Annotated in this window: 28 protein-coding genes; 17 read left to right on the top strand and 11 right to left on the bottom strand. The window is 68.2% G+C overall.

The annotated features are described in order from the left end of the window. The first annotated feature begins 56 nt into the window (after positions 1 to 56). Entirely contained in the window at positions 57 to 1,079 is a 1,023-nt protein-coding gene (locus CVM50_RS10475) for an aspartate-semialdehyde dehydrogenase (RefSeq protein ID WP_085889045.1), read from the top strand. 173 nt (positions 1,080 to 1,252) lie between these two features. Further along, the gene (locus CVM50_RS10480; RefSeq protein ID WP_100148477.1) at positions 1,253 to 2,917 is read left to right on the top strand and encodes a DUF4139 domain-containing protein; all 1,665 of its coding nucleotides are present in this window, start codon (positions 1,253 to 1,255) and stop codon (positions 2,915 to 2,917) included. A gap of 297 nt (positions 2,918 to 3,214) precedes the next feature. On the opposite strand, the gene CVM50_RS10485 is transcribed toward CVM50_RS10480, so the two are convergent. After that, on the bottom strand, positions 3,215 to 3,865 hold the full coding sequence (locus CVM50_RS10485; RefSeq protein WP_085889044.1) for a carbonic anhydrase: 651 nt from the start codon (positions 3,863 to 3,865) through the stop codon (positions 3,215 to 3,217). Between the two features lie 270 nt (positions 3,866 to 4,135). On the opposite strand from CVM50_RS10485, the gene CVM50_RS10490 reads away from it, so the two are divergent. The 3 genes from CVM50_RS10490 (at position 4,136) to CVM50_RS10500 (ending at position 6,891) form a co-directional block, all read left to right on the top strand. Next, on the top strand, positions 4,136 to 4,516 hold the full coding sequence (locus tag CVM50_RS10490; RefSeq protein ID WP_085889043.1) for a hypothetical protein: 381 nt from the start codon (positions 4,136 to 4,138) through the stop codon (positions 4,514 to 4,516). Between the two features lie 123 nt (positions 4,517 to 4,639). Further along, a complete protein-coding gene (locus CVM50_RS10495) occupies positions 4,640 to 6,046 on the top strand; it encodes a leucyl aminopeptidase family protein (protein WP_232618214.1) in 1,407 nt (468 codons plus the stop codon). Then, positions 6,043 to 6,891, top strand: coding sequence for a C40 family peptidase (locus CVM50_RS10500; protein ID WP_085889042.1), 849 nt, complete (start codon positions 6,043 to 6,045; stop codon positions 6,889 to 6,891). The genes CVM50_RS10495 and CVM50_RS10500 overlap by 4 nt, the downstream gene beginning before the upstream one ends. Before the next feature lie 7 nt (positions 6,892 to 6,898). On the opposite strand, the gene CVM50_RS10505 is transcribed toward CVM50_RS10500, so the two are convergent. Next, positions 6,899 to 7,249, bottom strand: a complete 351-nt coding sequence (locus CVM50_RS10505) for a DUF2794 domain-containing protein (RefSeq protein WP_085889041.1) — start codon at positions 7,247 to 7,249, stop codon at positions 6,899 to 6,901. A gap of 243 nt (positions 7,250 to 7,492) precedes the next feature. Here CVM50_RS10505 and CVM50_RS10510 point away from each other — a divergent pair, with 243 nt between their 5' ends. After that, positions 7,493 to 7,930: a c-type cytochrome gene (locus CVM50_RS10510; protein ID WP_085889040.1), complete on the top strand. Its 438-nt coding sequence runs from the start codon at positions 7,493 to 7,495 to the stop codon at positions 7,928 to 7,930. Positions 7,931 to 7,968: 38 nt separating this feature from the next. Here the strand turns inward: CVM50_RS10510 and CVM50_RS10515 are convergent, their stop codons facing one another. Both CVM50_RS10515 and CVM50_RS10520 read right to left on the bottom strand, forming a co-directional pair. Beyond that, positions 7,969 to 8,235, bottom strand: a complete 267-nt coding sequence (locus tag CVM50_RS10515; RefSeq protein ID WP_232618215.1) for an I78 family peptidase inhibitor — start codon at positions 8,233 to 8,235, stop codon at positions 7,969 to 7,971. Then, positions 8,232 to 8,867, bottom strand: coding sequence for a TetR/AcrR family transcriptional regulator (locus tag CVM50_RS10520; protein ID WP_085889039.1), 636 nt, complete (start codon positions 8,865 to 8,867; stop codon positions 8,232 to 8,234). The genes CVM50_RS10515 and CVM50_RS10520 overlap by 4 nt, the downstream gene beginning before the upstream one ends. A 137-nt stretch (positions 8,868 to 9,004) precedes the next feature. Between CVM50_RS10520 and CVM50_RS10525 the strand changes: the two genes are divergently transcribed. The 5 genes from CVM50_RS10525 to CVM50_RS10545 are packed head-to-tail and all read left to right on the top strand — an operon-like array spanning position 9,005 to position 12,694. Then, positions 9,005 to 9,697, top strand: coding sequence for a nitroreductase family protein (locus CVM50_RS10525; protein ID WP_085889038.1), 693 nt, complete (start codon positions 9,005 to 9,007; stop codon positions 9,695 to 9,697). A 44-nt stretch (positions 9,698 to 9,741) separates the two neighbouring features. Next, positions 9,742 to 10,194, top strand: a complete 453-nt coding sequence (locus tag CVM50_RS10530) for a YaiI/YqxD family protein (protein ID WP_085889037.1) — start codon at positions 9,742 to 9,744, stop codon at positions 10,192 to 10,194. An 18-nt stretch (positions 10,195 to 10,212) separates the two neighbouring features. Continuing rightward, a complete protein-coding gene (locus tag CVM50_RS10535; RefSeq protein ID WP_085889036.1) occupies positions 10,213 to 10,842 on the top strand; it encodes an HAD family hydrolase in 630 nt (209 codons plus the stop codon). After that, the gene (locus CVM50_RS10540; RefSeq protein ID WP_085889035.1) at positions 10,839 to 11,759 is read left to right on the top strand and encodes an ornithine cyclodeaminase family protein; all 921 of its coding nucleotides are present in this window, start codon (positions 10,839 to 10,841) and stop codon (positions 11,757 to 11,759) included. Before CVM50_RS10535 ends, CVM50_RS10540 begins: the two co-directional genes overlap by 4 nt. Next, a complete protein-coding gene (locus CVM50_RS10545; protein WP_232618216.1) occupies positions 11,756 to 12,694 on the top strand; it encodes an alpha/beta fold hydrolase in 939 nt (312 codons plus the stop codon). The genes CVM50_RS10540 and CVM50_RS10545 overlap by 4 nt, the downstream gene beginning before the upstream one ends. A gap of 21 nt (positions 12,695 to 12,715) precedes the next feature. Here CVM50_RS10545 and CVM50_RS10550 read toward each other — a convergent pair whose 3' ends face one another. Beyond that, entirely contained in the window at positions 12,716 to 13,966 is a 1,251-nt protein-coding gene (locus CVM50_RS10550) for an MFS transporter (RefSeq protein ID WP_085889034.1), read from the bottom strand. Between the two features lie 142 nt (positions 13,967 to 14,108). Here CVM50_RS10550 and zapE point away from each other — a divergent pair, with 142 nt between their 5' ends. Next, entirely contained in the window at positions 14,109 to 15,179 is a 1,071-nt protein-coding gene (zapE, locus tag CVM50_RS10555; RefSeq protein WP_232618217.1) for a cell division protein ZapE, read from the top strand. Positions 15,180 to 15,591: 412 nt separating this feature from the next. Here the strand turns inward: zapE and CVM50_RS10560 are convergent, their stop codons facing one another. The 4 genes from CVM50_RS10560 to CVM50_RS10575 all read right to left on the bottom strand — a co-directional run bounded on the left by CVM50_RS10560 (position 15,592) and on the right by CVM50_RS10575 (position 19,716). Beyond that, positions 15,592 to 16,830: a bifunctional folylpolyglutamate synthase/dihydrofolate synthase gene (locus CVM50_RS10560; protein WP_085889265.1), complete on the bottom strand. Its 1,239-nt coding sequence runs from the start codon at positions 16,828 to 16,830 to the stop codon at positions 15,592 to 15,594. Positions 16,831 to 16,862: 32 nt separating this feature from the next. Continuing rightward, positions 16,863 to 17,876: an acetyl-CoA carboxylase, carboxyltransferase subunit beta gene (accD, locus tag CVM50_RS10565; RefSeq protein WP_085889032.1), complete on the bottom strand. Its 1,014-nt coding sequence runs from the start codon at positions 17,874 to 17,876 to the stop codon at positions 16,863 to 16,865. Between the two features lie 62 nt (positions 17,877 to 17,938). Beyond that, positions 17,939 to 18,868, bottom strand: a complete 930-nt coding sequence (locus CVM50_RS10570; protein ID WP_085889031.1) for a CPBP family intramembrane glutamic endopeptidase — start codon at positions 18,866 to 18,868, stop codon at positions 17,939 to 17,941. Beyond that, the gene (locus tag CVM50_RS10575; protein WP_157792170.1) at positions 18,865 to 19,716 is read right to left on the bottom strand and encodes a CPBP family intramembrane glutamic endopeptidase; all 852 of its coding nucleotides are present in this window, start codon (positions 19,714 to 19,716) and stop codon (positions 18,865 to 18,867) included. The genes CVM50_RS10570 and CVM50_RS10575 overlap by 4 nt, the downstream gene beginning before the upstream one ends. A 179-nt stretch (positions 19,717 to 19,895) precedes the next feature. On the opposite strand from CVM50_RS10575, the gene ilvD reads away from it, so the two are divergent. The 5 genes from ilvD to CVM50_RS10600 all read left to right on the top strand — a co-directional run bounded on the left by ilvD (position 19,896) and on the right by CVM50_RS10600 (position 24,906). After that, positions 19,896 to 21,653, top strand: a complete 1,758-nt coding sequence (gene ilvD, locus CVM50_RS10580) for a dihydroxy-acid dehydratase (protein WP_085889029.1) — start codon at positions 19,896 to 19,898, stop codon at positions 21,651 to 21,653. A 190-nt stretch (positions 21,654 to 21,843) separates the two neighbouring features. Next, on the top strand, positions 21,844 to 22,449 hold the full coding sequence (locus CVM50_RS10585; RefSeq protein WP_085889028.1) for a hypothetical protein: 606 nt from the start codon (positions 21,844 to 21,846) through the stop codon (positions 22,447 to 22,449). A gap of 181 nt (positions 22,450 to 22,630) precedes the next feature. Beyond that, entirely contained in the window at positions 22,631 to 23,404 is a 774-nt protein-coding gene (locus tag CVM50_RS10590) for a DUF6478 family protein (RefSeq protein WP_085889027.1), read from the top strand. Between the two features lie 45 nt (positions 23,405 to 23,449). Next, positions 23,450 to 23,833: a hypothetical protein gene (locus CVM50_RS10595; protein WP_085889026.1), complete on the top strand. Its 384-nt coding sequence runs from the start codon at positions 23,450 to 23,452 to the stop codon at positions 23,831 to 23,833. Between the two features lie 167 nt (positions 23,834 to 24,000). Continuing rightward, positions 24,001 to 24,906 carry a LysR family transcriptional regulator gene (locus CVM50_RS10600; protein WP_085889025.1) on the top strand — a complete coding sequence of 302 codons (906 nt, stop codon included), beginning with the start codon at positions 24,001 to 24,003 and terminating at the stop codon, positions 24,904 to 24,906. 90 nt (positions 24,907 to 24,996) lie between these two features. Here CVM50_RS10600 and CVM50_RS10605 read toward each other — a convergent pair whose 3' ends face one another. Both CVM50_RS10605 and CVM50_RS10610 read right to left on the bottom strand, forming a co-directional pair. After that, positions 24,997 to 26,025 carry an OmpA family protein gene (locus CVM50_RS10605; RefSeq protein ID WP_085889024.1) on the bottom strand — a complete coding sequence of 343 codons (1,029 nt, stop codon included), beginning with the start codon at positions 26,023 to 26,025 and terminating at the stop codon, positions 24,997 to 24,999. Further along, entirely contained in the window at positions 26,026 to 26,589 is a 564-nt protein-coding gene (locus CVM50_RS10610) for a peroxidase-related enzyme (protein WP_085889023.1), read from the bottom strand. Positions 26,590 to 26,591 lie beyond the last annotated feature (2 nt).

The raw sequence follows: 26,591 nt of genomic DNA on the forward strand, positions 1-26,591 counted from the left end.
CAGCCAAGCAAAGCTGGGGTATGCACCCCCGTCCCTATTGAAAGGAGTCATCCATTATGGGCTATAAGGTCGTCGTCGCAGGCGCCACGGGCAACGTGGGCCGCGAAATGCTGAACATCCTGGCCGAGCGCCACTTCCCGGTGGACGAGATTGCCGTGCTCGCATCCCGGAAGTCGCTGGGCACCGAGGTGAGCTTTGGCGACAAGACCCTGAAGACCCAGGATCTGGATACCTTCGATTTCACCGGTTGGGATATCGCGCTCTTCGCCGTGGGGTCCGGCCCGACGGAGAAATACGCCCCCAAGGCTGCAGCCTCGGGCTGCATCGTGATCGACAATTCCTCGCTCTACCGCTACGATCCGGATGTTCCGCTGGTCGTGCCGGAAGTGAACCCCGAGGCGGTCGACGGCTATGCCAAGAAGAACATCATCGCCAACCCCAACTGCTCCACTGCGCAGATGGTCGTGGCGCTGAAGCCGCTGCATGATCGCGCCAAGATCAAGCGCGTCGTCGTCTCCACCTACCAGGCCGTTTCCGGCTCGGGCAAGGATGCCATCGACGAGCTCTGGGATCAGACCAAGTCGATCTACAACCCGACCGACGACTACCAGGCCAAGGTCTACCCCAAGCAGATCGCCTTCAACGTGATCCCGCATATCGACAAGTTCCTCGACAGCGGCGACACCAAGGAAGAGTGGAAGATGGTCACGGAGACGAAGAAGATCGTCGATCCGTCGATCAAGGTCACCGCGACCTGCGTGCGCGTGCCGGTCTTCGTCGGCCACTCGGAATCGATCAACATCGAATTCGAGGACTTCCTGGACGAGGACGAGGCCCGCGACATCCTGCGCGAGGCGCCGGGCATCATGGTGATCGACAAGCGCGAGGACGGTGGCTACGTCACGCCCATCGAATGCGTCGGCGACTTCGCCACCTTCATCAGCCGCATCCGCCAGGACGTGACCGTCGAGAACGGCATCAACCTGTGGTGCGTTTCGGACAACCTGCGCAAGGGCGCGGCCCTGAACGCCGTGCAGATCGCCGAGACCCTGGGCAAGCGCGTGCTGCAGAAGGGCTGAAATCCCGCCTGACAGCTTGAGATTTCCGAAGCGGCGCCCCCTGCGAAGGGGGCGCCGTTCTGCCGTCGGGGGCGTGCCGAAACCCGCCCATCACCGCTGGTAACGCAAAACGTCACTTGGCCTTTCCGGCGCGCTCATGTCCTCTGGGGAAAAGACCACCCGGAGGAGAGTCGATGACCACCCGCCCCCTGTATGCCCGTCCCCTGACCGCGCTGACCACCAGCACCCTGGCCCTGGCCGCCGCCCTGGCGGGCAGCGCCGCCATGGCCGACAGCTTCGACGCCGACAGCGCCGTGACCGAGGCAGTGCTTTACCCCCAGGGGGCCACGCTGACGCGGGAGGCCGCCTTCGATCTGCCCGCCGGGCGGCACACCCTGGTACTGACCGACATGCCGCTGATCGAGTTGGACAGCCTGCGCCTGGCAGCCGAGGGGCTGACCATCGGCACCCTGTCCTACCGCGATCGCCAGGTGCCTCCCTCGGGCGCCGAGGAACCGGCCGAGATCGCCGCGGCCCGCGACCGGATCGAGGAGATAGAGAACCGGATTCAGGCGGTCGAGGACCGTGCCCGTGCGGCCGAGCTGGAAGCCGAAGCAAGCCGCGACCGCATCGCCTTCCTCACCGGGCTGGGCGGATCCGACGCCGCCGGCGACGCCGACCGGGACCGGTTGCAGATGCTGCTGGAACTGGTGGGAGAGGAGGGCCTCGCCGCCCGCCGCGCCGCCCGCGAGGCCGAATTGCGCGCCCGTGAGATCCGCGAGGAGAAGACCCCGCTGGAGGAGGACCTGGCCGAGGCCGAGGCCGCCCTGGATGCGCTGCTGACCGCCTCCGAGGACGAAAGCGTGCTGGCGGTGGAGGTCATCGCCGAGGCCCCGGTCTCCGGTGTGCTGACCCTGCACTACGCCAGCTGGGAGGCCTCCTGGTATCCCGCCTATGACCTGCATCTGCAGACGGGCGAGGCGCCGGCGCTGCAGGTGCGACGTGGCGCCTATCTCAGCCAGGCCACCGGCGAGGACTGGTCGGACGTGGCGGTGACCCTTTCGACCGCGCGCCCCTCGGGGCGGATCGCGCCCAGTGGGATTGCGGGCCAGCTGCTGCGCATCGTCGATCCGGAGGCACCGCAACCCAAGGCGCCGGAGCTCTTCTCCCGTGCTGCTGGCGCAGACATGGCGATGGACGCCATGGCCGAGCCGGTGATGGAGGAGGCGCAGGCCGGCTTTGACGGGATCAACGTGACCTATGCCGCGCCGCAACCCGTCAGCCTGGCCAATGGCGCCGATGCCGCCAAGATCGAGCTGGGCCGGCTGGAGATGACCCCGGAGGTCTTCGCCCGTGCCGTGCCGCTTTATGATCCCTCGGCCTACCTCGTGGCGCAGCTGACCAATGACAGCGGCGAGATGCTGCTGCCCGGCCCGGCGCAGCTGTTCCGCGATGGCACCTATGTCGGGCGCACACATCTCGACATGCTGCCCGTGGACGAAGAGGTCGAATGGGCCTTCGGTCCCATCGACGGGCTGCGCGTCACCCGCCGTCTGGACGACCGGATGGAAGGCGACCGGGGCGTCATCCGCCGCGCCAACGACCGCCGCGAGGCGGTGACGATCACGGCCGAGAACCGCACCGATCAAGCCTGGGATCTGCGCCTGCTGGACCGCGTGCCTTATTCCGAGCAGGAGGACCTGGATATCGCCTGGGAGGCCACGCCGATGCCCGACGTGCAGGATTTCGACGACCGTCGCGGTGTTCTGGAATGGCAGTTCGAGCTGGCGCCGGGCGCCGAGCAGGAGATCGCCCTGTCGCACGAGGTGACCTGGCCCGAGGACATGGTCCTGCGTTGAACCGTGCGGCCTGGCGCGCCCAAGCCTCCCTTGGGATATGGGCCGCGCCGGGCCGACCCCCGGCTGCCAGCGAGGAAACCGGGGGTCTACTCCATGCGCGGTCATCGGCATTGCCGCCTGTACCGCAGGGGCGAGACTGTGCCGGCAGGGTTAAGTTTCCCTTACGATGACCGGCGGCGCGCTGGCCAAGGGCAAGGGGGCAGTGGCGTCTCCTTGCCAAAAATATCCCCGCCGGAGGCATCCGACGGGGCCATCTGGTGAAGCGGGGGCGTGGCGCGTACTGGCGCCGTGGCCGGATCAGATCGCGGCGAAGCTGTCTTCGCTGGGCAGATACTGTTCCAGCGTGCCGTTGCCGATGTCGTGCCACAGCCCGTGCACCGACAGATCGCCCGATTCCACGCGGTCTCGCAGGAAGGGGAAGGTCATCAGGTTCTCCAGCGAGATCAGCACCGCCTGGCGTTCCAGCGCATCACGCTGCGCCTGTTCGCCCTCGATGTCCTTCACCCGCTCGTAGCCCGGGCGCAGCAGGTCCATCCAGCGGCCGACGAAGGAGGATTTCTCGTCCAGTTCGGGTGCCTGGCCGGAGCACATGGCATGGCACCCCGCGACACCTCCGCAGGAGCTGTGGCCCATGACGATCAGATGCGCCACCTTCAGCGCCGTCACGGCATATTCCACCGCCGCCGAGGTGCCGTGCTGGTTGCCGTCGGGTTCGTAGGGCGGGACCAGGTTGGCGATGTTGCGGTGAATGAAGAACTCCCCCTGGTCGGCACCGAAGAGAGAGGTCACATGCACGCGGCTGTCGCAGCAGGAAATGATCATGGTCTTCGGGCGCTGGCCCTCGTCGGCCAGGCGTTTGTACCAGGACTTGTTCTCCGTATAGGTCGTCGCTTTCCAGCCATGGTAGCGCTGGACCAGCAGCGAGGGCAGGGGCTTGGCTCTGTGCATGAACGACTCCTAAGGATGCTGTACGTGACGGTCGTTATAATCTTCTGCGGGTCCACGGCAAATGGGAATGGGCGTTCTGGCTGGGACGGATGGGGGCCGGGAAACCGCGTTTGCGGCCAGCCGACCGGTCGACTGGGCTATGGGCCTGGAAAAACCGCCTAAAACACCTGCAAAATCCAGCCCGTTTCCCGGTCCGCTTTCAAGGATTTGAGAACTTCCGCCCGCCATGGTGCCTGCCGCCGTGGGGGTGAATGGGAAAGGGGTGAAACCGTGGAGCATATCCTGGTGCTGACGCAGGACGAACCGGTTCGGGTGGACCCGGAGCGGCTGCGCGAGCTGTACATGCGGCTGGGAGAGGCCGGCGCCGAAGACGTGGTCTGTCGCGCGATGGAGGAGATCGCGGTGCGCCTGTCGCATACCGAACGGCTCTACCGCCAGGACCGGCTGCGCGAGATGCGCAAATCCGCCCGGTCGCTGGTGGCGATCGCCGACCAGGTGGGGATGAAGAACCTGGCCGCTGTGGCCGAGGATGTGACCCGCTGTATCGACGATTGCGATCCGGTCGCCCTGGCCGCGACGCTGGCGCGGCTGCTGCGCGTGGGCGAACGCTCTCTCACTGCCGTCTGGGACCTGCAGGACGCGTCTCTCTGAACCCGGGCCGGGACCGCAGCGGTCCGCCCAGGTTTCGGGCGGCGATGCGCCTGCCGGTCGAAGGCCCTTGCGGCGGACGATGCCCGGGCTAGGCTGAGGAACGAACAAGATCCGGAGCCCGCTATGACCGCCGACATGATGACCTTCCTGCCCGCCGATGCCGCAGGCGATGCCCTGCCGCTTCACCTGGTCGAGGCCGATGGCCTGGAGGCCTTCGTCGAGGGCCAGCCCGACAGCGTGGCCGCCTGGGTGCGCGCCAACGGGTTCGCCGGCGGTTTGGGCCAGGTCCTGATGGTGCCGGGCGAGGGCGGCGCACCGGCGATGGCCCTGGTGGGCTATGGCGATGCGGCGGCCCGGGCGCGCGGACGCTTCTGGCTGGGCGGCGCGGCGCCGAAGCTGCCGGCGGGCGCCTACCGGCTGGCCACCGATCTGCCGCATGAGACGCTGGAGGCGGAGGCGACCGGCTGGCTCTTCTCCGCCTATACCTTCGAGCGCTACCGCGCCCAGCCCGCCCATGGCGCCCGGCTGGTGGCGCCCGAGGGCGTGGACGCGGCCCGGATCGAGGCGATTGCCGCCGGCGAGGCATTGGCGCGCGACCTGATCAACACGCCCGCCTCCGACATGGGGCCAGCCGAGTTGGAGGCGGCCGCGCGTGCCCTGGCAGAGGCCCATGGCGCGACCATCGCGGTGACCACCGGCGCGGAGCTGCTGGAGCAGAACTTCCCAATGATCCATACCGTGGGCCGCGCCGCGACGGAGGCCCGCGCGCCCCGGCTGATCGACATCCGCTGGGGCGATGACGGCCCGGCGCTGACCCTGGTGGGCAAGGGCGTGTGTTTCGACACCGGCGGGCTGAACCTGAAGGGCGGCGCCTCCATGGGGTTGATGAAGAAGGACATGGGCGGGGCGGCCAACGTGCTGGGGCTGGCGAAGATCCTGATGGCGCGTGGCATGCCCCTGCGGCTACGGGTGCTGATCCCTGCGGTGGAAAACGCCGTGGCGGGCGATGCCTTCCGTCCGCAGGACATCCTGACGGCGCGCAACGGGCTGACGGTCGAGATCAACAACACCGACGCCGAAGGGCGGCTGGTGCTGGCCGATGCCCTGGCCTTCGGGGCGGAGGAAAACCCCGACCTGATGATTTCCTTCGCGACGCTGACCGGGGCGGCGCGGGTGGCCGTGGGGCCCGACATCGCGCCCTTCTTCACCGATGATGTCAATGTCGCCTCCGCGCTCGGGTCGGCGGGGGCTGTGGTGGCCGATCCGGTCTGGCGGATGCCCTTCCACGAGCCCTACGAGACGATGATCGAACCGGGCATCGCGGATCTGGACAACGCGCCCAAGGGCGGCTTTGCCGGGGCGATCACCGCCGCGCTGTTCCTGCGCCGCTTCGCCGGGCCGCGCGCGCGCTACACCCATTTCGACATCTACGGCTGGGTGCCTGCCGCGCAGCCCGCGCGACCCAAGGGCGGGGCCGGGCAGGGCATCCGCGCGCTGCATGCCGCCCTGCCGGGGATCCTGGGGCTGTGAGCCCCATTCCCGCCGGCGAGGACCGGCGCCGTTGGCCCGCCAATACCCGCGTCGCCGCCCAGCGCCTTAAGGGGCGTGCGGGGGAGGTGGGCCATACAGAGGGCGCGCGGCGCGTGCTGGGCGCGACGGCCGCCGACCTGCTGGCCGCCCCCGGCGGGGCGCGGGATCGCCAACTGCTGCGCGGTGCCGCGCTGCGGGTCTACGAGATCCGCGACGGCCACGCCTTCGTCGAGGCCGAATACGACGGCTACACGGGTTATGTGGCGGCCGAGGCCTTGGCGCCGGAGGGCGCGCCGCTGCCGTCGGCCTGGGTGGCGATCCGCGAAACCCTGGCCTGGGAGGCGCCGAAGGCCCGGGCCATGGCACGGGCGCGGCTGTCCTTCGGGGCGGGGGTGACCCTGCTGGGCGCGACCGACGGCTGGGCGGAGACCGATGCGGGCCATATCCCCCTGTCACATCTCAGCCAGTCCGCGGTGCAGGGCGCTGATCCGGTGGTCCTGGCGGAACGCCTGCTGGGCCTGCCCTATCTCTGGGGCGCCAATGGCGCCGGCGGGATCGACTGTTCCGGGCTGGTGCAGGAAGCCTGCCGCGCCTGCGGCATTGCCTGTCCGGGCGACAGCGACCAGCAGGCGGCGGAACTGGGCGAGGCATTGCCCGAAGATGCGCCCCTGCGGCGCGGCGATCTGGTGTTCTGGAAAGGCCACGTGGCCTGGGTGTCCGGGCCGGACCGGATCCTGCATGCCAATGCCCATACGATGAGCGTCGCCCATGAGGCCCTGTCGGGCGCGATCCATCGCATCGCGGCAGCCGGGGAGGGGCCGCTCACGGCGCGGCGGCGCCTCTAGGTGCGCGTCAGTCGGGCGTATCGACGGAACGGATCAGCTTGCGTTCCAGGACCCGCAACACCGTCTTCAGGTCGTGACCCCGGCGCAGCACCTGGCCGTCCATGCCGACGACCGCATACATGCCCTGCTTGTTGCGCAGCTTGGGGCGTTTCTCGATCCGGTAGAGGGGGTATTCCGCCGAGCGGCGGAAGACCGAGAAGATCGCCACCTCCCGCAGGCTGGAAATGCCGTAATCGCGCCATTCGCCGGCGGCGACAAAGCGGCCGTAGAGCGACAGGATGACGTTCAGCTCGGTCCGGTGGAACACCACCTGGTCGGCGGACACACCCGGGATCGGGGCATTGGTCTGCATGTTCATGGGTCAAGCCTGCGCCCGGCAAGGGGCAAAAGCAAGCCGGTTTCCCGGACGGAAGGCCAGGCCCGCGGCGCGCGATGCCTCAAATTCAGGCGAACTCCCCGCCAGCCTGGCCCGGACGGCGTGTCGCGGAAGGGGGCCACGGGCTCTGACCTTTTCGTGATGCGTCGCACGTGGCGTTTGGCGGACCCCGCAATGCCTGTAAGGTGATGGCAACGCGCACCCTAGCAACGTGGAGACCCTCCGATGCAGCTGAAGACCTTGGCCCTCGCGGCCGTCACCGTCACCATCGGCGCCGCCGCCCTGGCCCATGCCGATGTCGAGAACCCCGTCGTCAAGGAACGGATGGACCTGATGGGCGATATCCGCGGCGCCTTCGCCACCCTGGGTGGCATGGTGCAGGGCAAGACCGCCTTCGACGCCGAGGCCGCAGCCGATGCCAAGGCGACGCTGGAGGCCTCCGCCGCGATGATCCCGGCGAAGTTCGAGGCCAACGAGATGGACCCTGAATCCGAAGCCGCTCCGGCGATCTGGGAAGACTGGGACGGTTTCACCACCATGGCATCCGAACTGCAGACCGCCGTGGCGGCGCTGGACACAGGGTCGCTGGAAAGCGTGCAGGCCGGCTTCCGCCCGATCGGCGCGGCTTGTGGCGCCTGCCATCAGGGCTATCGCGTCGACTGAGGCGCGACAGGGTCGCGGTCGACCAGGCGCGCTGCGGATCAACCGCAGCGCAGCTCGCTCACCCGGTCCTCATCGTCGAGGTGCACGTTCAGCCGCTCGGGCAGGTGATCCATCGTCATCATGTCACCGGGCCGCAGGACGCGCACGCGGCCGTCGCGCGGCGGCAGCAGGTCTTCGGACCAGGGCTGGCCGATGACATGGTCGAGTGTTTCCAGGCCGCAGGGCGTCTTCGGCCCCGGGCTCATGGCGGTGGCGCAGGCCGAGGTCAGCAGGACCAGGACGAGAGCGAGCGGGGCAGGTTTCATGGGCTTTCCTTGGTGGTGACGCCGTAGCGGCAGAGAAAGGTCTTCACGGCCTCGTCGGCGATTCTTTCGCCCTCGGCGGCCGGCAGGGCGTCGATCATGCCGAATTGCAGCTTCAGCATCAGCGAGCTCTTGCACAGCGCGAGGAACTGATCGGCGGCCAGGTCCGGGTCGTGCACCTGCAGCTCGCCCCGCTCTGTCGCTTCCGCCAGGTAGGTCGAGAGCTTTCCCAGGGTCAACTGCGGCCCGGCCTCGTAGAAGGCCTGGGCGAGGTCGGGAAAGCGGTTCGATTCCGAGGTCGCCAGCCGGTACATCGACACGACGAGCGGGTGGCTCAGGTCGTGCACGGTGCGCCGGGCGATGGCGGTCAGCAGCTCCTCGGCGGGCAGGTCGGGCAGGACGAAATCCTTGGCCTGATCCGCGTGGCGATGGCATTCGCTGCGGGCGATCTCGATGAACAGCAACCGCTTGTCGGGGAAGTAGCTGTAGAGTGTCGCCTTCGACACCCCGGCCTCGCGGGCGATGTCATCGACGTTGGCCTTGTCGAACCCGTCCTTCAGGAAGATGCGCCGGGCGCCTTCCAGAACCTGATCGTATTTTCGCCCCCGACGACCGGGGGATGTTTGACGGGTCATGTAACCTCCGCGTTTGCCGGGAGATAATGGCGCTTGTGTCGGGCCACGGCAAGGGTTGCGGCCAGAGGTTGACGCCACAGGCCGCTCTGCGATGATCCGGCGCAAGGGAAACGGGCTTTTCGGCCCGAGGGGGATGGATGTACAGCAAGGGCAAGGTGGCCTACCGGGCGTTGCCGCTGCCGGACCGGCGAGAGCTGGCCCCGGAGGAGATGCAACGGGCGGCGGAGGCGTTCCGCGCGCTGATGGCGCAGCGCCATTCGGTGCGCGCGTTCAGCGACCGGCCCGTTGCCTCCGAGGTGATTGCCACCTGCGTCGCCGCCGCCGGCCTGGCGCCCTCTGGCGCGAACCACCAGCCCTGGCATTTCGTCGCCATTGCCGACCCGGCGATGAAGGCGCGCATCCGTGCCGCCGCCGAGGCGGAGGAGGAGAAGTTCTACGCGGGTGGCGCCGGTGACGAATGGCTGGCCGCGCTGGAACCCATCGGGACGGGCGTGGCAAAGCCGCATCTTGAGGTCGCGCCCTGGCTGATCGTCATCTTCGCGCAGCGCTACGGGCTGACGCAGGAGGGCGAGCGATACAAGAACTACTACGTGCCCGAAAGCGTGGGCATCGCCACCGGCATGCTGATCACCGCGCTGCATACAGCGGGCCTGTCCTGCCTGACCCATACGCCCAATCCGATGCGGTTCCTCAACGATCTTTGCGACCGGCCTGAGCATGAGAAGCCAGTGATGATCCTGGCCGTCGGCCACCCGGCGGCAGATGCCACGGTGCCCGAGGTGGCGAAGATCAAGAAACCCCTGGACGAGATCCTGACCCTGCGTGCTTGATCCCCGGGTCCTGAACCCGGATGCCTGACCCGAAACGGAGCCCGATGACCGAGATCTACATTGATGCCGATGCCTGCCCGGTGAAGGCCGAGGCCGAGAAGGTGGCGACCCGCCACAAGGTGACCCTTTGGATGGTGTCGAACGGCGGACTGCGCCCCTCGGCCAATCCCTACGTGCGGCACCAGATCGTGGCGGAGGGGCCGGACGTGGCCGATATGTGGATTGCCGACCGCGCTGGCCCGGGCGACGTGGTGGTCACCGGGGACATCCCGCTGGCGGCGAAATGCGTGGCCGCCGGGGCCACTTGCCTGCGCCACAACGGCGAGACGTTCACCGAGGCCAACATCGGCCAGCAGTTGGCGATGCGCGATCTGATGGCCGATTTGCGCGCCGCCAATCCGCTGGGCGCGGGCGGCGGGGGCAAGGGCTTTACAAAGGCGGACCGCTCTCGTTTTCTGAACGCTCTGGAAACCGCACTGCGCAGCGCTGCGAAATAGCAAACGGACCCAAGACCTATGACCGCAACGCCCATCAAGGCCGTCGTCTTCGACATCGGCAACGTGCTGCTGGAGTGGAACCCGGAGGCACATTATGACGCCAAGTACGGGGAGGAGAAGCGGCGGGAGATATTTGCCTCTGTCGACCTGGCCGCGATGAACGAACGTGTCGACCGGGGCGAGGACATGGGCGAGCTGGCCCGCCGCCTGGCCGCCGACCATCCTGAATGGCATGACGAGATCATGACCTGGCACGAGGACTGGCTGACCATGTGTTCGCCTGCCATCCCCCATTCCTGGCGCCTGCTGCGCGCCCTGCGTGGCAAGGGCATCCCGGTCTTCTCTCTGTCCAACTTCGGCATCGGCACCTATGAGATAGCCCGCGCCGAATACCCGGTGCTGGACGAATTCGACCAGGGCTATGTCTCCGGTCACCTGGGCGTCATCAAGCCCGACCCGCGCATCTACGAAATGCTGGAAGAGGGCAGCGGGTTGTCGGGCGCCGAGCTGCTGTTCACCGACGACCGGGCCGACAACATCGCTGCCGCCGCCGCACGCGGCTGGCGCACCCATCAATTCGAGCACCCCGAGGGCTGGGCCGCGCGCCTGGTGGCGGAGGGGCTGCTGAGCGAGGAGGAGGCCGCATGAGCGACATTGCCATGATCTCTTATCAAGAGGGCGAAAGCGTCCTCGACTGGCTGCGGCTGACCGATGCGCTGGCTGCAGCGCATGATCTGCCCAAGGCCGAGATCGGGGATACCTTCCTCTATCGCGGCGAGGACACGCTGCTGACCCGCTCTGCCTGGATCGACGGGCTGGGCGTGGCGGTGAAGGCCGCGACGATCTACCCGGGTAACAAGGCCGTGGGCAAGCCGGCGGTGAACGGTGCCGTCAACTTGATGTCGGACGAAGACGGCACGCTGGAGGCCATCGTTGATTTCCACCTGGTCACCAAGTGGAAGACCGCCGGCGACAGCCTGCTGGCCGCCCGCCGCCTGGCGCGGCCTGACAGCCGGGTGATCCTGATCGTGGGGGCAGGCGCCGTCGCGGCCTCCCTGCGAGAAGCCTACGGCGCGGCCTTTCCGCAGGCGCGCTTCCTGGTGTGGAACCGCACGCCCGCCGGTGCCGAGGCGCTGGCCGAGGGCGACCCGGCGATGGAGGCGGTGACCGACCTGCCCGCCGCCGTGGGCCGGGCAGACATCGTGACCTGCGCCACCATGGCCACCGAACCCTACCTGGACGGTGCCTGGCTGAAACCTGGCACCCACGTCGACCTGATCGGCGCCTACCGCCCCGACATGCGCGAGGCGATGGACAGTGCCCTGCAACGGGCCCGCATCTTCGTCGACAGTTTCGACACCACCGTCGGACATATCGGCGAGATCCAGATCCCGCTGGACAGCGGCGCGATCACCCGCGCGGACCTGGTTGCGGATTACTACGACCTCGGCGCCTTCACCCGGACGGACGACGAGGGGATCACCCTGTTCAAGAACGGCGGCGGTGCGCATCTGGACCTGATGACCGCCCGCCACGTCCTCGACGCCTGGCGCGAGGCGCGGTGAACGTCGCGCCCCTGATCGGCCTGGTCCTGGGCGGCGGTGCGCTGGCCTGGGCGCCCTTCCTGCGCGAGGACCTGCGCCCCAAGGTGGCCGAGAGGCGCGACAGGCCCCCGGGCGAGATCGCCGATCTGCCTAGGGGGCGCATCCATTTCCAGTGGCACGGGGATGAGGATGACCCGGTGGCGGTGCTGGTCCACGGGCTGACCACGCCCGCCTATGCCTGGGATGGCGTCGTGCCGGGGCTGGTGGCCATGGGCTATCGCGTGCTGAGCTATGACCTCTACGGGCGGGGCTGGTCCGACCGGCCCGATGGCGCGCAGGATGCCGATTTCTTCGTTGGCCAGCTCGTGGACCTGCTGGAGGCGCTGAACGTGGCCGAGCCGGTCACGCTCTTCGGCTATTCGATGGGCGGTGCCATCGCCGCCGCTTTCGCCGCGCGCTATCCGTCGCAGATCGAGAAGCTGGTGCTGGTGGCGCCCGCCGGAATGGGCGGCTACCCGACCGGTTTGACCCGCCGCATCCGCGATGGCGGCGCGACCGGGCGCTGGCTGTTCTATCTGCTGTTCCCCGGTCAGCATCGCCGCATTGCGCGGCGGGCCGAAGCCCAGGGCGTGCCGCGCAAATACACCCGGATGCAGGCGGCGGAGGCCGACTGGCGCGGTTTCACCCCTGCCGTCCTGTCCTCCCTGCGCGGCGTGCTGCGCGACCCGATGGAGCTGGAACACCGCAAGATCGCCAAGGCCGGCCTGCCGATGCTGTCGATCTGGGCCAGCGAGGACCAGGTGATCCCGCTGGAAGGCATGGGCGTCATCTCGCGCTGGAACCGGGCCTCGGTCCAGAAGGAGGTGCCGGGGGCAGGCCACTGGCTGCCCTTGTCGCACCCCGAGGCGGTGGTGCGCGCCTTCCGCGACTGGCTGTGGGAAGACGGCGAGATCTGATCGCGCCGCGGCCCCTGCTCCTCAGGCCGCGGCCGAGGTCGGCAGGCCGGGCCGGTTTTCCCGCACCGGCAGGTGGATCAGCGCCGAGAAGGCGCCGACGCCCACGCCGACCCACCACACCAGCGTGTAGTCGCCGTGGATGTCGTACATCTTGCCGCCCAGCCAGACACCCAGGAAGCCGCCGATCTGGTGGCTGAGGAAGACGATCCCGTAAAGGGTGCCCATGTAGCGCATCCCGTAGATATGGGCGATCAGACCGGAGGTCAGCGGCACCGTCGCCAGCCACAGCCCGCCCATCAGGGCCGAGAAGATCAGCACCGAGGCCGGCGTGATCGGCAGCACGATGAACGTCCCCGCCACGATGGTCCGCAGGGTGTAGATCCCCGCCAGCAGGTATTTCTTCGGCAGCCGGTTGCCCAGCCAGCCGGCGAAGAGCGTGCCGCCGATGTTGAACACCCCGATCAGCGAGATGGCTATGGCGCCAAGCGCCGAGGTGGTGGTGATGCCCAGCGACGCCAGGATCCCGCCCGAGGCAATGGGCCCGCAAAGCTCGGTCACGAAGGCCGGGAAATGCGCGGTGATGAAGGCCAGCTGGTAGCCGCAGGAAAAGAACCCGAGGAAGATCATGGCGAAGGTCGGATCCTTGCCCGCGCGCAGCAGGATCTGGCCCAGCGTCTCCTCCAACTCCGCCTTGGTCGCAGGCGGTGTCGGGCTGCGCATCATCGGCAGAAGCAGCAGCACGGCCAGGATCGCCGCGGCGAAGACCAGGAAGACATTCTGCCAGGGCATCATCCCCAGCAGGAATTCGGCCACCGGCGCACCGACGACCTGCCCGGCGCTGCCCGCCGCCGTGGCGATGGCCAGCGCCATGGACCGGTGTTCGGGCGCCGCCGCACGGCCCACCACCGCCAGGATCACGCCAAAGCCCGTCCCGGCAATGCCGAAGCCCACCAGGATCTCCAGCCCCCAATGCGCCTCGGGTGTCACGGCGAAGGAGGAGGCCACGAGGCCCGCGGCATAAATGACCGCGCCCAGGATGATCGCCCGCCGGTCGCCCAGCTTCTCGGCGAAGGCGCCGAACAGGGGCTGGCCGATCCCCCAGGCCAAGTTCTGGATCGCGATGGCCAGCGAGAAGTCGGCGCGCATCCAGTTGAATTCCTCGGCGATCGGGATCTGGAAGACCCCGAAACTGGCGCGGATGGCGAAGTTCACCAGGATGATCAGGCAGCCCACGATCAGAACGGGGGTCAGCAGGCGTGGGGCGGCTGTCATGTCGGAGGTCCTCCCAAAGATTGGGCGCAGATTAGACTTTGGTCGCGCGCAGTCAATTCAGCCTTCGTGAGGCGGGTCATTCGAGAATGTGCGCTTTCCCAGCCGGGGGTGGCGTATTATCTAGCCCCCCATGAGCCAGAGCATGTCCGACATCTACCACGCCCGCGTCGCCAGCGGAGAGATCCGCCCCGACCCCGCGCAGGAACGCGTCCTGCCCGAGTTCGACCGTATCCGCGAGGGGCTGACCGCCCAGCCGGCGAAGCGCGGCTTCTTCGGTCGCAGGAAGGCCCCCGAGGCGCCGAAGGGTCTGTATCTGTGGGGCGGTGTCGGGCGCGGCAAGTCGATGCTGATGGATCTCTTCGTCGAAAGCCTGGACGTGCCGGTGCGCCGTGTCCACTTCCACGCCTTCATGCAGGAGATCCACGAGGGCATGCATGCCGCCCGCAAGGCCAATACCGAGGACAGCCTGGCCCCCGTCGCCGCCAAGGTGGTCGAGGACGTGAAGGTGCTGGCCTTCGATGAGATGCAGATCACCGACATCACCGACGCGATGATCGTCGGCCGCCTGTTCGAAGCGCTGTTCGATGCAGGCGTGGTGGTGGTCACGACCTCCAACCGGGTGCCCGATGACCTCTACAAGGACGGGCTGAACCGGCAGCTGTTCCTGCCCTTCATCGAGCTGATCAAGGACCGGCTGGTGGTGCATGAGCTGGAAAGCCCGCATGACTACCGGCAGCACCGCCTGTCCGGCCAGCAGGTCTATTTCACCCCCGTCAATGCCGAGGCACGCCGTCAGATCGAGGCCTATTGGCACGACCTGACCGGCGACACCGGCGCCGGTGAGCCGCTGGTGCTGAAGGTGAAGGGACGCGAGGTGACGATTCCCGCCTATCGCTCCGGCGTGGGGCGGGCGTCATTCCACGACCTCTGCGGGGCCATGCTGGGCCCGGGCGATTACCTGGCCGTGGCCGAGGCGGTCGAGGTGCTGATCCTCGAAGACATCCCCTGCCTGGGCCGGTCGAATTTCAACGAGGCGAAACGTTTTGTCACCCTGATCGACGCGCTTTACGAGGCGAAGGTGCGGCTGATCTGTTCTGCCGCGGATCAGCCCGAAAGCCTTTATCGCGAGGGCGAAGGGGTGTTCGAGTTCGAGCGCACCGCCAGCCGCCTGCGCGAGATGCAGGACAAGGACTGGGGCGCCGAAGACGACTGAGGCAGCGCGGGGCCCCCGTCCGGGTTCCGGGAGGAGCGGCCTGAAAGCAAAAAGGGGGTCGCTGTCCGACCCGTCGCCCCATCGGGGCGCCTGAAAGCAAAAAGGGGGTCGTTGTCCGACCCCCTGTGTTCTGCCCGATAGATCCCAAGTCTGCGACATGGTCCGGCACGCGGTGATAGGCTGCTGTGCGAGCCGTCCCATGCAGATGAACGCCTGATCTGTAAGGACTTTATGCGAATCGGATCGAATCGGTCAATGCAAAACGAATCGGCTTACGGATGGTTTCGTCCCGCCGGTCAAGACGTGATTCGGAAACCCGATTCGGAACAGCGTCTTACGAGTCACTCTTGAAGTAACGGAAATTTCCGCAGGTTCCGGGCCAAGGGGGGGCTGCCACCCCGCCTAAGCCGGGTCAGCCGTTGATCCGCAGCACGTCGCCCGCGAAATAAAGCGATCCGCAGAACATGACACGGGCCTGGGGCGTCTCGGCGACGATGGCCGCCAGGGCCGCCTCTATGCTTGGCGCCGTCTGTGCCTGCATCCCGCAGTCCCGCGCTGTCTGCGCCAGGGTGTCGGCGGGCAGGGCGGCATCCGCGCCCGCGATCGTCACCGCCGTCAGCCCGTCGGTGCATGCGGCCAGGGGGCCGAGGTAGCCACTGGCATCCTTGGTGTTCAGCATGCCGCAGATCAGGTGGGTCGGCCGGGCGGGGCGCGACGACAGGAAGTCGGCCAGGGCCTCGCCGGCGGCGGGGTTGTGTCCGCCGTCCAGCCAGATCTCCGCCTCGGGGGCGGCCTCTGCCAGGGTGCCCGTCGTCAGCCTTTGCAGCCGCGCGGACCATGTGGCGCAGGTGACGGCCGCCTCGCAGGCGGCCTCGTCGAAGCCCAGGTAGCGCAGGGCGGCCAGGGCGGCGCCGGCGTTCTGGATCTGGTGGGCGCCGGGCAGGGCGGGCAGGGGCAGGTCCAGCAGGCCGTTTTCGTCCTGGAAGATCAGCCGCCCGCGTTCTTCCCAGGCATGCCAGTGCTGCCCGTAGGCCAGCAGCGGCGCGCCCAAGGCGGCGGCGCGGGCCTCGATCACCTCCAGAGCCTCCTCGGGCTGGGGGCCGACGACGCAGGGCACGCCCCGCTTGAGGATGCCGGCCTTCTCGGCGGCGATCCGGGCCAGGGTGTCGCCCAGGAAGGCCTCGTGGTCCAAGGAGATTGGGGTGATGATGGTCATCGCCGGCTGGGCCACGACGTTGGTCGCGTCCAGGCGCCCGCCCAGGCCGGTTTCCAGCAGGCACCAGTCGGCGGGCGTGCGGGCGAAGGCCAGCAGGGCGGCGACGGTAGTGATCTCGAAATAGGTGATTGCCTCGGGGCCGTTGGCCGCCAGGCATTCGTCGAGGATCACCGTCAGCTCATCCTCGGGGATCAGCGTGCCGGCCAAGCGGATGCGTTCGTGGAAGCGCACCAAGTGCGGCGAGGTATAGGCATGGGTCGTCTTGCCCGCCCCCTCGATGCCCGCACGCAACATGGCCTGGGTGGATCCCTTGCCGTTGGTGCCCGCCAGGTGGATCACCGGCGGCAGCTTTTCCTCGGGATGATCCAGCGCGGCCAGCAGCCGCCAGACACGGTCCAGCACCAGGTCGATGACCTTGGGGTGCAACTGCATCATGCGCGCCAGAAGCGCGTCGGACGTCGCTGCGGTCACTTTTCGGACTTGCTCTTCTTGCCGGCGTCGGCGGGCTTGGCCTCGGCCTTTGCGTTCTCTGCCTCGGCTGCTGCAGCGGCAGCCTGCGCTTCGGCCTCGGCTTCCGCCTCGGTGGCCTCGGTCATCGGGGCGGGCGGCGGCAGGTCTCCGGCGACGGCGGGCGGCTGGCCCATCAGCATGCGGGTGATGGTGATCAGTTCTTCGCGCATCTTGGTGCGCGGGGTCACGCGGTCCAGCATGCCGTGATCCAGCAGGTATTCCGCCCGCTGGAAGCCCTCGGGCAGCTGTTCGCGGATCGTCTGTTCGATCACGCGCGGCCCGGCGAAGCAGATCAGCGCATTGGGTTCGGCGATCTGCACGTCGCCCAGCATCGCGTAGGAGGCGGTGACGCCCCCGGTGGTCGGGTGGGTCAGAACGACGATGTAGGGCAGCCCGGCCTCTTTCAGCATCTGCACCGCCACGGTGGTCCGCGGCATCTGCATCAGCGACAGGATGCCTTCCTGCATCCGCGCGCCCCCGGCGGCGGAGAACAGCACCAGCGGGCACTTCTTCTGCACGGCGCGTTCGGCGGCGGCGATGATCGCGTTGCCCACGTACATGCCCATGGACCCGGCCATGAAGGAAAAGTCCTGGCAGGCGGCGACGACCGGCGCGCGGCCCATCTCGCCCTCGGCCACCAGCATCGCCTCCTTCTCGGAGGTCTTGCGGCGCGCCTCACGCATACGGTCGGGGTATTTCTTCTGGTCGCGGAAATGCAGCGGGTCGGCCACGGGTTCCGGCACGGAGACCTCGGTGAAGATGCCGCCGTCGAACAGGTTGCGGAAGCGGTCGCGCGGCGAGATCCCCATGTGATGCCCGCAACTGGTGCAGACGTTCAGGTTTTCCTTCAGCTCTCGGTGGAACAGCATCGTCCCGCAACTGTCGCACTTGGACCAGAGGTTCTCGGGCACTTCCCGGCGCGAGAAGATCGAGTTGATCCGCGGCCGGACGTAATTGCTGATCCAGTTCATCGTGGCCTCTTTGGGGCGTTTCCGTCGCGCCCTGAAATAAGCGCGCGGGGCGGGGATTGCAATCAGCGCCTGATGGCAAGGCGAGCGGAAAGCCACGCGAGCGCCAGCACGAAGAGTTCCACGGCCAGCATCAGGGTCAGGATCGGCCCGTCGGCGCCCGCCCCGGCCATGTCCGGCATCTCGGGGGTGGCGGGGAAGAGGAACAGCGACAGTCCGCTGTCCAGCCCGCCCACCTCGCCGAAGAAGAGGAAGGCATAGGCGTTGTTCGCCAGGTGCAGGCCGATGGCGGGGCCGAGGTTGCCGGACCGGGCCGTCAGGTCGGAGCAGGCCAGCCCGAAACAGAAGGCCCAGATGACATACTGCCAGTTATCGGCCCAGCCCGATCCCTCGTTCCAGTGGACCGAGGCGAAGATCAGGTTGGGCACCACCATCCAGATCGCGGGATGGGCGAACCGCGCCGCGATCTGCTGTTGCAGGTAGCCGCGGTAAAGCAGCTCTTCGGAGGCCGTCTGCACCAGCAGCGCCGCCAGTGCCAGCGGCAGGGCCAGCAGCCAGGGACCGGCGGGGCGGATCTCCTCGATGGCGGCGAAGTCGCTCCAGGGCGGCATGAACTGCACCACCATGTAGAAGGCCATGGCGCCGAGAAAGCCGCGGGTCATCAGCCGCAGGCCCTGTCCGCGGGCTCCGATCAGGCTGCGGGCGGGGCGGTGGTGCAGCCGTTCGGTGACAAAGGCGGTGGCGAGACCCAAGAAGCCATAGCTGGCCAGTTGCACCATCAGCCCGGCAGGCGTCGTGCCCTCGAAGACGGCGATGGCCAGGGCCGGTGCCAGGCTGTCCAGCGCCGCATCGAAACCCCGGATCGCCAGGGCAAAGATCGCCTCGATCGCCGTCAGGCCCAGCAGGATGCGCCACAGCTCGGGGCTTTGCAGGGCGGGGGCGGCGAAGGCACCGTGACGGTGGTAGGCGCGGGCCGGGTCGAAGAAGGCGCTCATCGCCGCAGGGCCAGCCGCGCGGTCAGCCAGAGCACGAAGGTGCTGGCCAGTTCCACCGGGATCAGCGGCAGCAGCGCCGGATCGTCCTGGCGGATCGTCAGGTGGTAAAGGGCCAGCCCGCCCAGTTCGTCGCCGAAGGACACCCCCAGCAGGGCGATGCAGTTGTTGAGGAAATGCAGCGCCAGCGCCGGACCCAGGGTGCCCGCCCGCGCCGTCAGGTCGCCGGCGGCCAGCCCGAATGCCGCGGCAGAGACGACGAACCAGATGGCGTTGTCGCCTGCGGTAGCGTCGAAATGCAGCGCCCCGAAGATCAGCGCGGGCAGGCCCAGCCACAGCGCGGGGTGATCCAGCCGCGCTTGTAGCCGCCCTTGCAGGTAGCCGCGGAACAGGAACTCCTCCGCCGAGACCTGGATCGCCACGGCCGTCAGCCCCGGCACCAGCCAGCGCAGCCAGGTGCCGGTCGACAGGTAGCGGCGTGGCTCCAGCGCCTCGGACATGGGCAGCAGCGAGATCACGAGGACCACCGGCAGGGCGTAGAGCAGGACCCGCCCGCCCTGGCGCAGGGTCAGGGGCAGCGATCCGATCAGCACGCCCAGGCCACGCCCGTGCAGAAGCCGCAGCACCAGTTCCAGGGCCAGCAGCGCCACCGCGAAGGACGACAGCATGACGAGGGTGGCCACCTGGCGCCCCGCCATCATTGCCGAGATGATCGGTGTCAGCGCGATGAACCACAGCGACAGCAGCACCGCGTAGAAGACGACGAACAGCAAGAACCCCGCGCCGGTGCGCCACAGGGCGGGCGGTGTATCCCGCCAGGGCGGTGTCGAGTCGGGGGAAGGGCCTGTCATGCGAGGCAAGCTAGCGCCCCCCCGGGGCGCCCGCAATCGCGCTTCTCGCGCCGTGCCCCGCGGCACAAAGGCGCCCGCGCCGGGCGGGCCGCCGTGTCGCATCTGCGCCGGACGGGCTTGTGCGGGGCGGGGCGGTCATTTATCCCCATGCCAGCCACAAGATCGGGGGAGCTGCTTCCATGACGAAGTTCGACAAGTCCAAACTGCCCAGCCGCCATGTCACGGAAGGTCCGTCGCGCGCGCCGCACCGCTCCTACCTTTACGCGATGGGCCTTGGCGAGGACGAGATTCACCAGCCGCTGGTCGGCGTCGCGACCTGCTGGAACGAGGCCGCCCCTTGTAACATCGCCCTGAACCGTCAGGCCCAGGCCGTGAAGCTGGGCGTGAAGGCCGCCGAGGGCACGCCGCGCGAATTCACCACCATCACCGTGACCGACGGCATGGCCATGGGCCACGAGGGCATGCGCAGCTCGCTCGCCTCGCGCGAAGCCATCGCCGATACGGTGGAGCTGACCATGCGCGGCCACTGCTACGACGCGGTCGTGGGCCTTGCGGGCTGTGACAAGTCGCTGCCGGGCATGATGATGGCCATGGTGCGCCTGAACGTGCCGTCGGTCTTCATCTACGGGGGCTCGATCCTGCCGGGCAAGGCGCCCCAGGTCGACGAGATCCCCGAGGACTTCCGCTCGCGCGATCTGACCGTGCAGGACATGTTCGAGGCCGTGGGCCGGCACCAGAATCACGACCTGAGCGACGCCGCTCTGGCGATGCTGGAACGGGTGGCCTGCCCCTCCGCCGGCGCCTGCGGTGGCCAGTTCACCGCCAACACCATGGCCTGCGTGTCCGAGGCCATTGGCCTGGCGCTGATGAACTCGTCGGGCATGCCCGCGCCGTATGAATCCCGCGATCAATACGGCGAGGCTTCGGGCCGCGCGGTGATGAACCTGATCGAGAAGAACATCCGCGCCCGCGACATCGTCACCAAGGAATCGCTGATCAACGCGGCCCGCGTCGTGGCCTGCACCGGCGGTTCGACCAACGCCGGTCTGCACCTGCCTGCCATCGCGCATGAGGCCGGGATCGACTTCAACCTGTTCGACGTCTGCGACATCTTCCACGACACCCCCTATTTCGTCGACCTGAAGCCGGGCGGCACCTATGTCGCCAAGGACCTGTTCGATGCTGGCGGCATCCCCGTGGTGATGAAGGAGCTGCGCAAGGCGGGCCTGATCTACGAGGACTGCATGACCGCCTCGGGCCGGTCGCTGGGCGAGGAACTGGATCGCATCGACCGCGAGGCCGATGGCAAGGTGATCTATTCCATCGACACGCCGATCACCAAGACCGGCGGCGTCGTGGGCCTGAAGGGCAACATCGCCCCCGAAGGCGCCATCGTGAAGGTGGCCGGCATGGCCGCCGAGCAGCAGGTCTTCACCGGCCCCGCGCGCGTCTTCGAATGCGAGGAAGATGCCTTCGAGGCGGTGCAGAACCGTGGCTACGAGGAAGGCGAAGTGATCGTCATCCGCAACGAGGGCCCCTCCGGCGGTCCCGGCATGCGCGAGATGCTGGCCACCACCGCGGCCCTGTCGGGTCAGGGCATGGGCAAGAAGGTGGCGCTGATCACCGACGGCCGTTTCTCCGGCGCGACGCGCGGCTTCTGCGTCGGCCACGTCGGCCCCGAGGCGGCCCACGGCGGGCCGATTGCCTTGCTGAAGAACGGCGACATGATCACCATCGACGCCATCAAGGGCACCATTGACGTGGACCTGCCCGAGGCCGAGCTGGAGGCCCGCAAGGCCGACTGGGCCGGGCCGAAGGACACGATCTATGCCTCCGGCGCGCTGTGGAAATATGCCCAGCTGGTCGGCTCGACCTACCTGGGCGCCGTGACCCATCCCGGCGGCAAGGCCGAGAAGCATGTCTACGCCGATCTTTGATCGGCTCCGGGCCGGGCGGGGCACGTCCCGCGCGGCCCGCGCCCTGACCGCCGCCGCGCGCCCCTGGCGTGCGGCGTTTCTGCTGCCGCTTTGCCTTATGCTCTCGGCTTGCCTGGAGACCGCGGGCACACCGTCTGCCGGGTTCCGACAGGTTGAGGAACAGGGACGGGGCGGCGGGCTCTTTGCCTCCATGCGTCGACCGATCGGACCGGTTCTGGTCACTGCTGCCACGGCAGGGGGCGACGTGGTGATCCGCGGGCCTGAGGATTACTGCATCGAGGGGCGAAGCCTGAAGACCCGGGCGCGGGGCGGTTTCGCCTTGCTGGCCCGCTGCGACATCCTGTCAGGCGGCGAGATGGGCGACCCGGTGGCCCTGGCGCTGCTGACCGCGACGGTCACACCCTATGAGGGCGCGGAGCTGCCCCCGGCGCGCGCGCTGGCGGCGGATTTCGCCGGGATGGACGTGTTGGAGGTAATGGACCGCGACGGCGTGCGCCTGTTGCACCTGGGCAAGGGCGGCAATGCGCGCGTGTCCGCCGCCGATCCCCGGCAATGGCGGGCCACCTTCCTGCTGAACGGCTACGCGGTGTCTCTGGCGGCCTACGGGCCGAAGGACAGCTCGGTCGCCGGCGCCGCTGGCCGACCGATCCTGCTGGCCATGGCCCGGGCAATCCGGGCCGCCAGCCCCGACCGGCCCGGCGGCCAGGACCCGGCCGCCAAGGCCGCCACCGATGGGGCCGGCCTGGCCGAGCAGGAGCCCGAAGGATTGGGCACGACCCTCAACGCGCCCGATTGAGGGCGCGACCGGCGCGGCAGAAAGGCCATAGGCGGCCCTCTGCGATGCAGCGCTGCCGCCGCACATGGTTGTTTCCCGGCCCGGCTGGGGTAACCTGATGCGGTGACCACGGGCGGCGATGCCCCTCGGGCCGGGAGAGTGCCCAGAGCGGCAGGCAGAGACAGGACGGACCGACGGCAAGATGGCAGGACCACGACGCTCATTCCTCGACAGGCTGGTGAACCGGTCCGAACTGCGCCGCTGGAGCAGCCGGGCCCGCAAGGTGCACACCGCCCCCCTGTCCGAGCTGCGCGCGCAGCGCAACCAGGCCCGGGCCCTGCGCGGCAGCCTCGACTACCTGATCTATTTCGGCGACAGCCGCCTGGCCCTGCCCACCATCGGGTCGAATGCCTTCCCGGTGCCCCATGGTACCGACTGGTCCTGGCGGCCGCAGCTGTGGCGCGGCCCGCTGGCGCAGCACGGGCTGACCGCCGTCGCCTCCGGCGAGAAGCTGGGCGAAGAGGTGACGATGTTCCACGATTGCGAAACGTCGGAGCTGACCCTGCGCCAGGTGCGCAACCACCGCGAAAGCGACCTGGCGCCCTATGCCCTGCGCATGGATGTCTTCGGCTTCGACGGGTCCTTCCTGTCGCTGGTGGTCAACCTGCCGGACGAGGCGCTGGAGGGGCTGCGCAAACGCCACCTGATCCGCCTCGACACGCTGGTGCAGATGGAAAAGCCGCTGGCGATCTTCGCCCGGCTGAACATCAAGCACGGCCCCAACACCGAACAGCTGATCCGCGAACTGCCCCTGCACGAGGCCGATCGCATGGTCGAGTTCGACCTGGCCTATTCCGACATCAACGAGAAGCGGATCGAAAAGGCCTGGATCGACCTGATCTTCGAGGGGCCGCAGATGAACGAGGTCACGCTGCGCGATTTCACCCTCAGCCGCCGGCCCCGCGCCGATCTGTGATCCACCCGCCGGCCCCGTTCCCCAAACCCCGATCAAGGTGCCCCGATGACCAGCCAGACCACCCTGAGCAAGACCCGCCTTTTCGCCGGCCAGTGGGAAGGGGTCCTGTCCGTGCCCGACGGCGCGCCGGCGCCGCAGATCGAGGTGGTGGTCCACGACGAACGCATCGACGACGTGGCCGTGGCCAAGATGGAGGCGCCGGGCGACTGGGCCGTCACCGTGCCGATCCCGCCGGAGGTCCTGTCGGATGGTGTGCAGATCTTCCTGATCCGCGACCGGGCCACCGACGAGGTGCTGAATTCCTTCGTGGTCATGGCCGGGGAAGAGGTCAGCGATACAGTCCAGGCCGAGATCCTGCTGCTGCGGGCGGAACTGGACATGCTGAAACGCGCCTTCCGCCGCCATTGCGTCGAAACCGGCACCGCCTGAGCGCAGCCGCAGCGCCGGTTTTTCGAGAGTGACGCCATTCGGCGCCTCCCGTTTCCTCAGCTGCAACTATCCCGTGGAAAATCGCGATATTGTCGGCTGCCTGCCCACTTCCTGCCTTGATCGACGCTGATAAACGTCGCTGACCATCCGGTAATACAGGTAGGACTATGGATCGGCTGACGGAAATGGAGGCGTTCGCCACGGTGGTGGACCAGGGCGGGTTCACCGACGCGGCGAAGAAGATGGGGATCTCGAAATCCGCCGTCTCGAAGCATGTCTCCTCGCTGGAGGCGCGCCTGGGCGCCCGCCTGTTGAACCGCACCACGCGCCGCGTGTCGCCGACGGAAATCGGTCTGGCCTACTATGACCGCGCCCGCCGCGTGTTGAACGACGCGGGCGAGGCCGATGCGCTGGTGACCTCGATGCAATCGGCGCCCTCCGGCATCCTGCGAATCTCGGTCGCCACGGATTTCGGGGTGAATCACCTGTCGCCGGTGCTGGGCCGCTTCCTGCAGGAATATCCCGACATCACCGTGAACATGGTGCTGAACAACCGCTACGTCGAACTGATCTCCGAAGGGTTCGACATGGCGATTCGCATTGGCGAGCTGGAGGACAGCTCGCTTCGGGCCCGCAAGCTGACGGAGACGGCGCAGCGGATGATCGCGGCCCCGTCCTATTTCGAGAAATACGGGCGACCGGCCAAGATCGACGACCTGAACGAGCACAAGCTGCTGCACTACTCCAGCCAGGCCTCGGGCAACGTGTGGAAGCTGACGGCGCCCTCGGGCGAGAAACGCCAGATCCGCACCGCCGGCTGGCTGTCGGTGAACGACGGGCAGTCGCTGCTGAACGCGGCCATCGCGGGGCTGGGCATCGCCTATCTGCCGTCCTTCCTCTACCACAAGGCGATGAAACAGGGCCTGGTCGAGGATGCGATCCCCGATTTGCCGACCGAGATGCAGGGCATCTATGCGGTCTATCCGCCGGGCCGGTTCACCCAGCCCAAGGTGCGCGCCTTCATCGATTTCCTGGTCGAGGCCTTCCAGAACAAGGGCCCGCTGGACTGGTGATCCAGCCCTGCTGATCCTCCCCTCCCGTGTCTCAGTCACGGACCTCACGCCCCGGTCACTGGCCGGGGTTTTCTTTTGCGATCAGGGGGGTCAGGGCAGCAGGATCGCCTCGACCCGGCGGTTGGCCTTGCGGCCCTCTTCGGTGGCGTTGCTGGCAATGGGGGCCAGGTAGCCGACGCCGTGGGCCTCGATCCGGTCTGGCGCGATGCCATGGGCCTGGATCAGCCGTTGCCGCACGGCCTCGGCCCGCTGGCGCGATAGGGTGCTGTTGGTGTCCAGGCTGCCTTCGCTGTCGGTATGCCCGACCAGCACCAGCCGTTGCGCCGGGCGCGCCGCCAGAACCTCTTTCAGCGCATCCAGCGAGGCGGCAGGACCGTCCTCCAGCCGCACGGCGCCCGTGGCAAACCGCAGGTCCGACAATACCACGTGCCCGTCGCGGTCCAGCGTGGCGATGACATCGGCAGCGGCGGTGCCCAACTCAGGCGTGACGCTGCCGATCGGGGGCAGGGCGGGCAGGCCCTTGGTCAGAGCGTCGTCGTGGTCATCGTCCGGCTCGGGGGTGGTCGCCGCAGCCGTCGTGTCGGCCTCCACCACCTGCACATAGCCCGCGCTGCTGCTGCGACTGACCAGGAGGAAGACCATCTGCGCGGGCGCCTCCGCCGTGCCGCTGCGGCGGGCGGTCAGGGCGCGATAGTCGAACAGATCGACGTTCATCGCCGGCGGTTCGATCACCTCCAGCGCGAAGCGGAAGTCGAAACCGCCGCAGCGCTGCGCGGCGCAGTCCAGCACGACCTCGAAGCCGTCGTCCTGCAGCCGCTCGCGCAACGGGCGCAGCAATTGCAGGCTGGTCACGTCGGAGGCCGGGACGACCCAGGCGCGGCGACTGATGGCGCCCTCGATGGCCTGCAAGGGCGGCGCGGCGGCGCCGGTGGCGGGGCCTGTGGGAAAGGCGTAGCTGTCGGGCGCGCGCCGGCTGGTGGCAGTCTGGCGCGCGGCATAGGGCAGGTCATCGGGCAGGACCTCGGCGCGCGCCCTGCCGGGCGGGGCCAGCGGGACGGCCAGCAGGCCGAGCGCAAGCGCCACCAGGCGCCACCGCCGCTGTCCCTGTCCCGCCGCCATTCAGCGTGCCTGGCCGTGGTATTCGGGGTTCGGGCGCATGTCGACGGCGCTGGCGATCCGGTTGGTCATGTTGAAGAAGCCCGCCACGTTGGCGATGTCCCAGATGTCCCGATCGCTGAACCCTGCGTCGCGCAGGATCTGCCGGTCGGCCTCCTCGATCCGCGCGCTGGCCTCGGTCACCTTCACGGCGAAATCCAGCATGGCGCGCTGGCGCGGCTCCAGGTCCGCCACGCGATAGTTCATCACCATCATCTCGCCCAGCTCGGGCGTGCCCATCTCGCGCACGGCGGCGCCATGGGCGGTCTGGCAGTAGAAGCAGCTGTTGATCGAGCTGACCACCACCGCGATCATTTCGCGCTCCAGCTTCGACAGCCCGCTCTCGCCCAGCATCAGGTCATTGTATAGGCCGGTGAAGGCCTCCAGCTTGGCGATGTCGAAGGCATGCGCTTTCAGCACGTTGGGCACCATGCCCAGCTTGTCCTGGCAGACGTCGAAATATTTCTGCGTCCGTTCGGGCAGCGGGTCCACCATCGGCAGGTCGAGCGCGGTCACTTGGTCGGTCATGG

Source organism: Pseudooceanicola marinus (assembly GCF_002786295.1).
GTDB classification, from domain to species: domain Bacteria; phylum Pseudomonadota; class Alphaproteobacteria; order Rhodobacterales; family Rhodobacteraceae; genus Pseudooceanicola; species Pseudooceanicola marinus.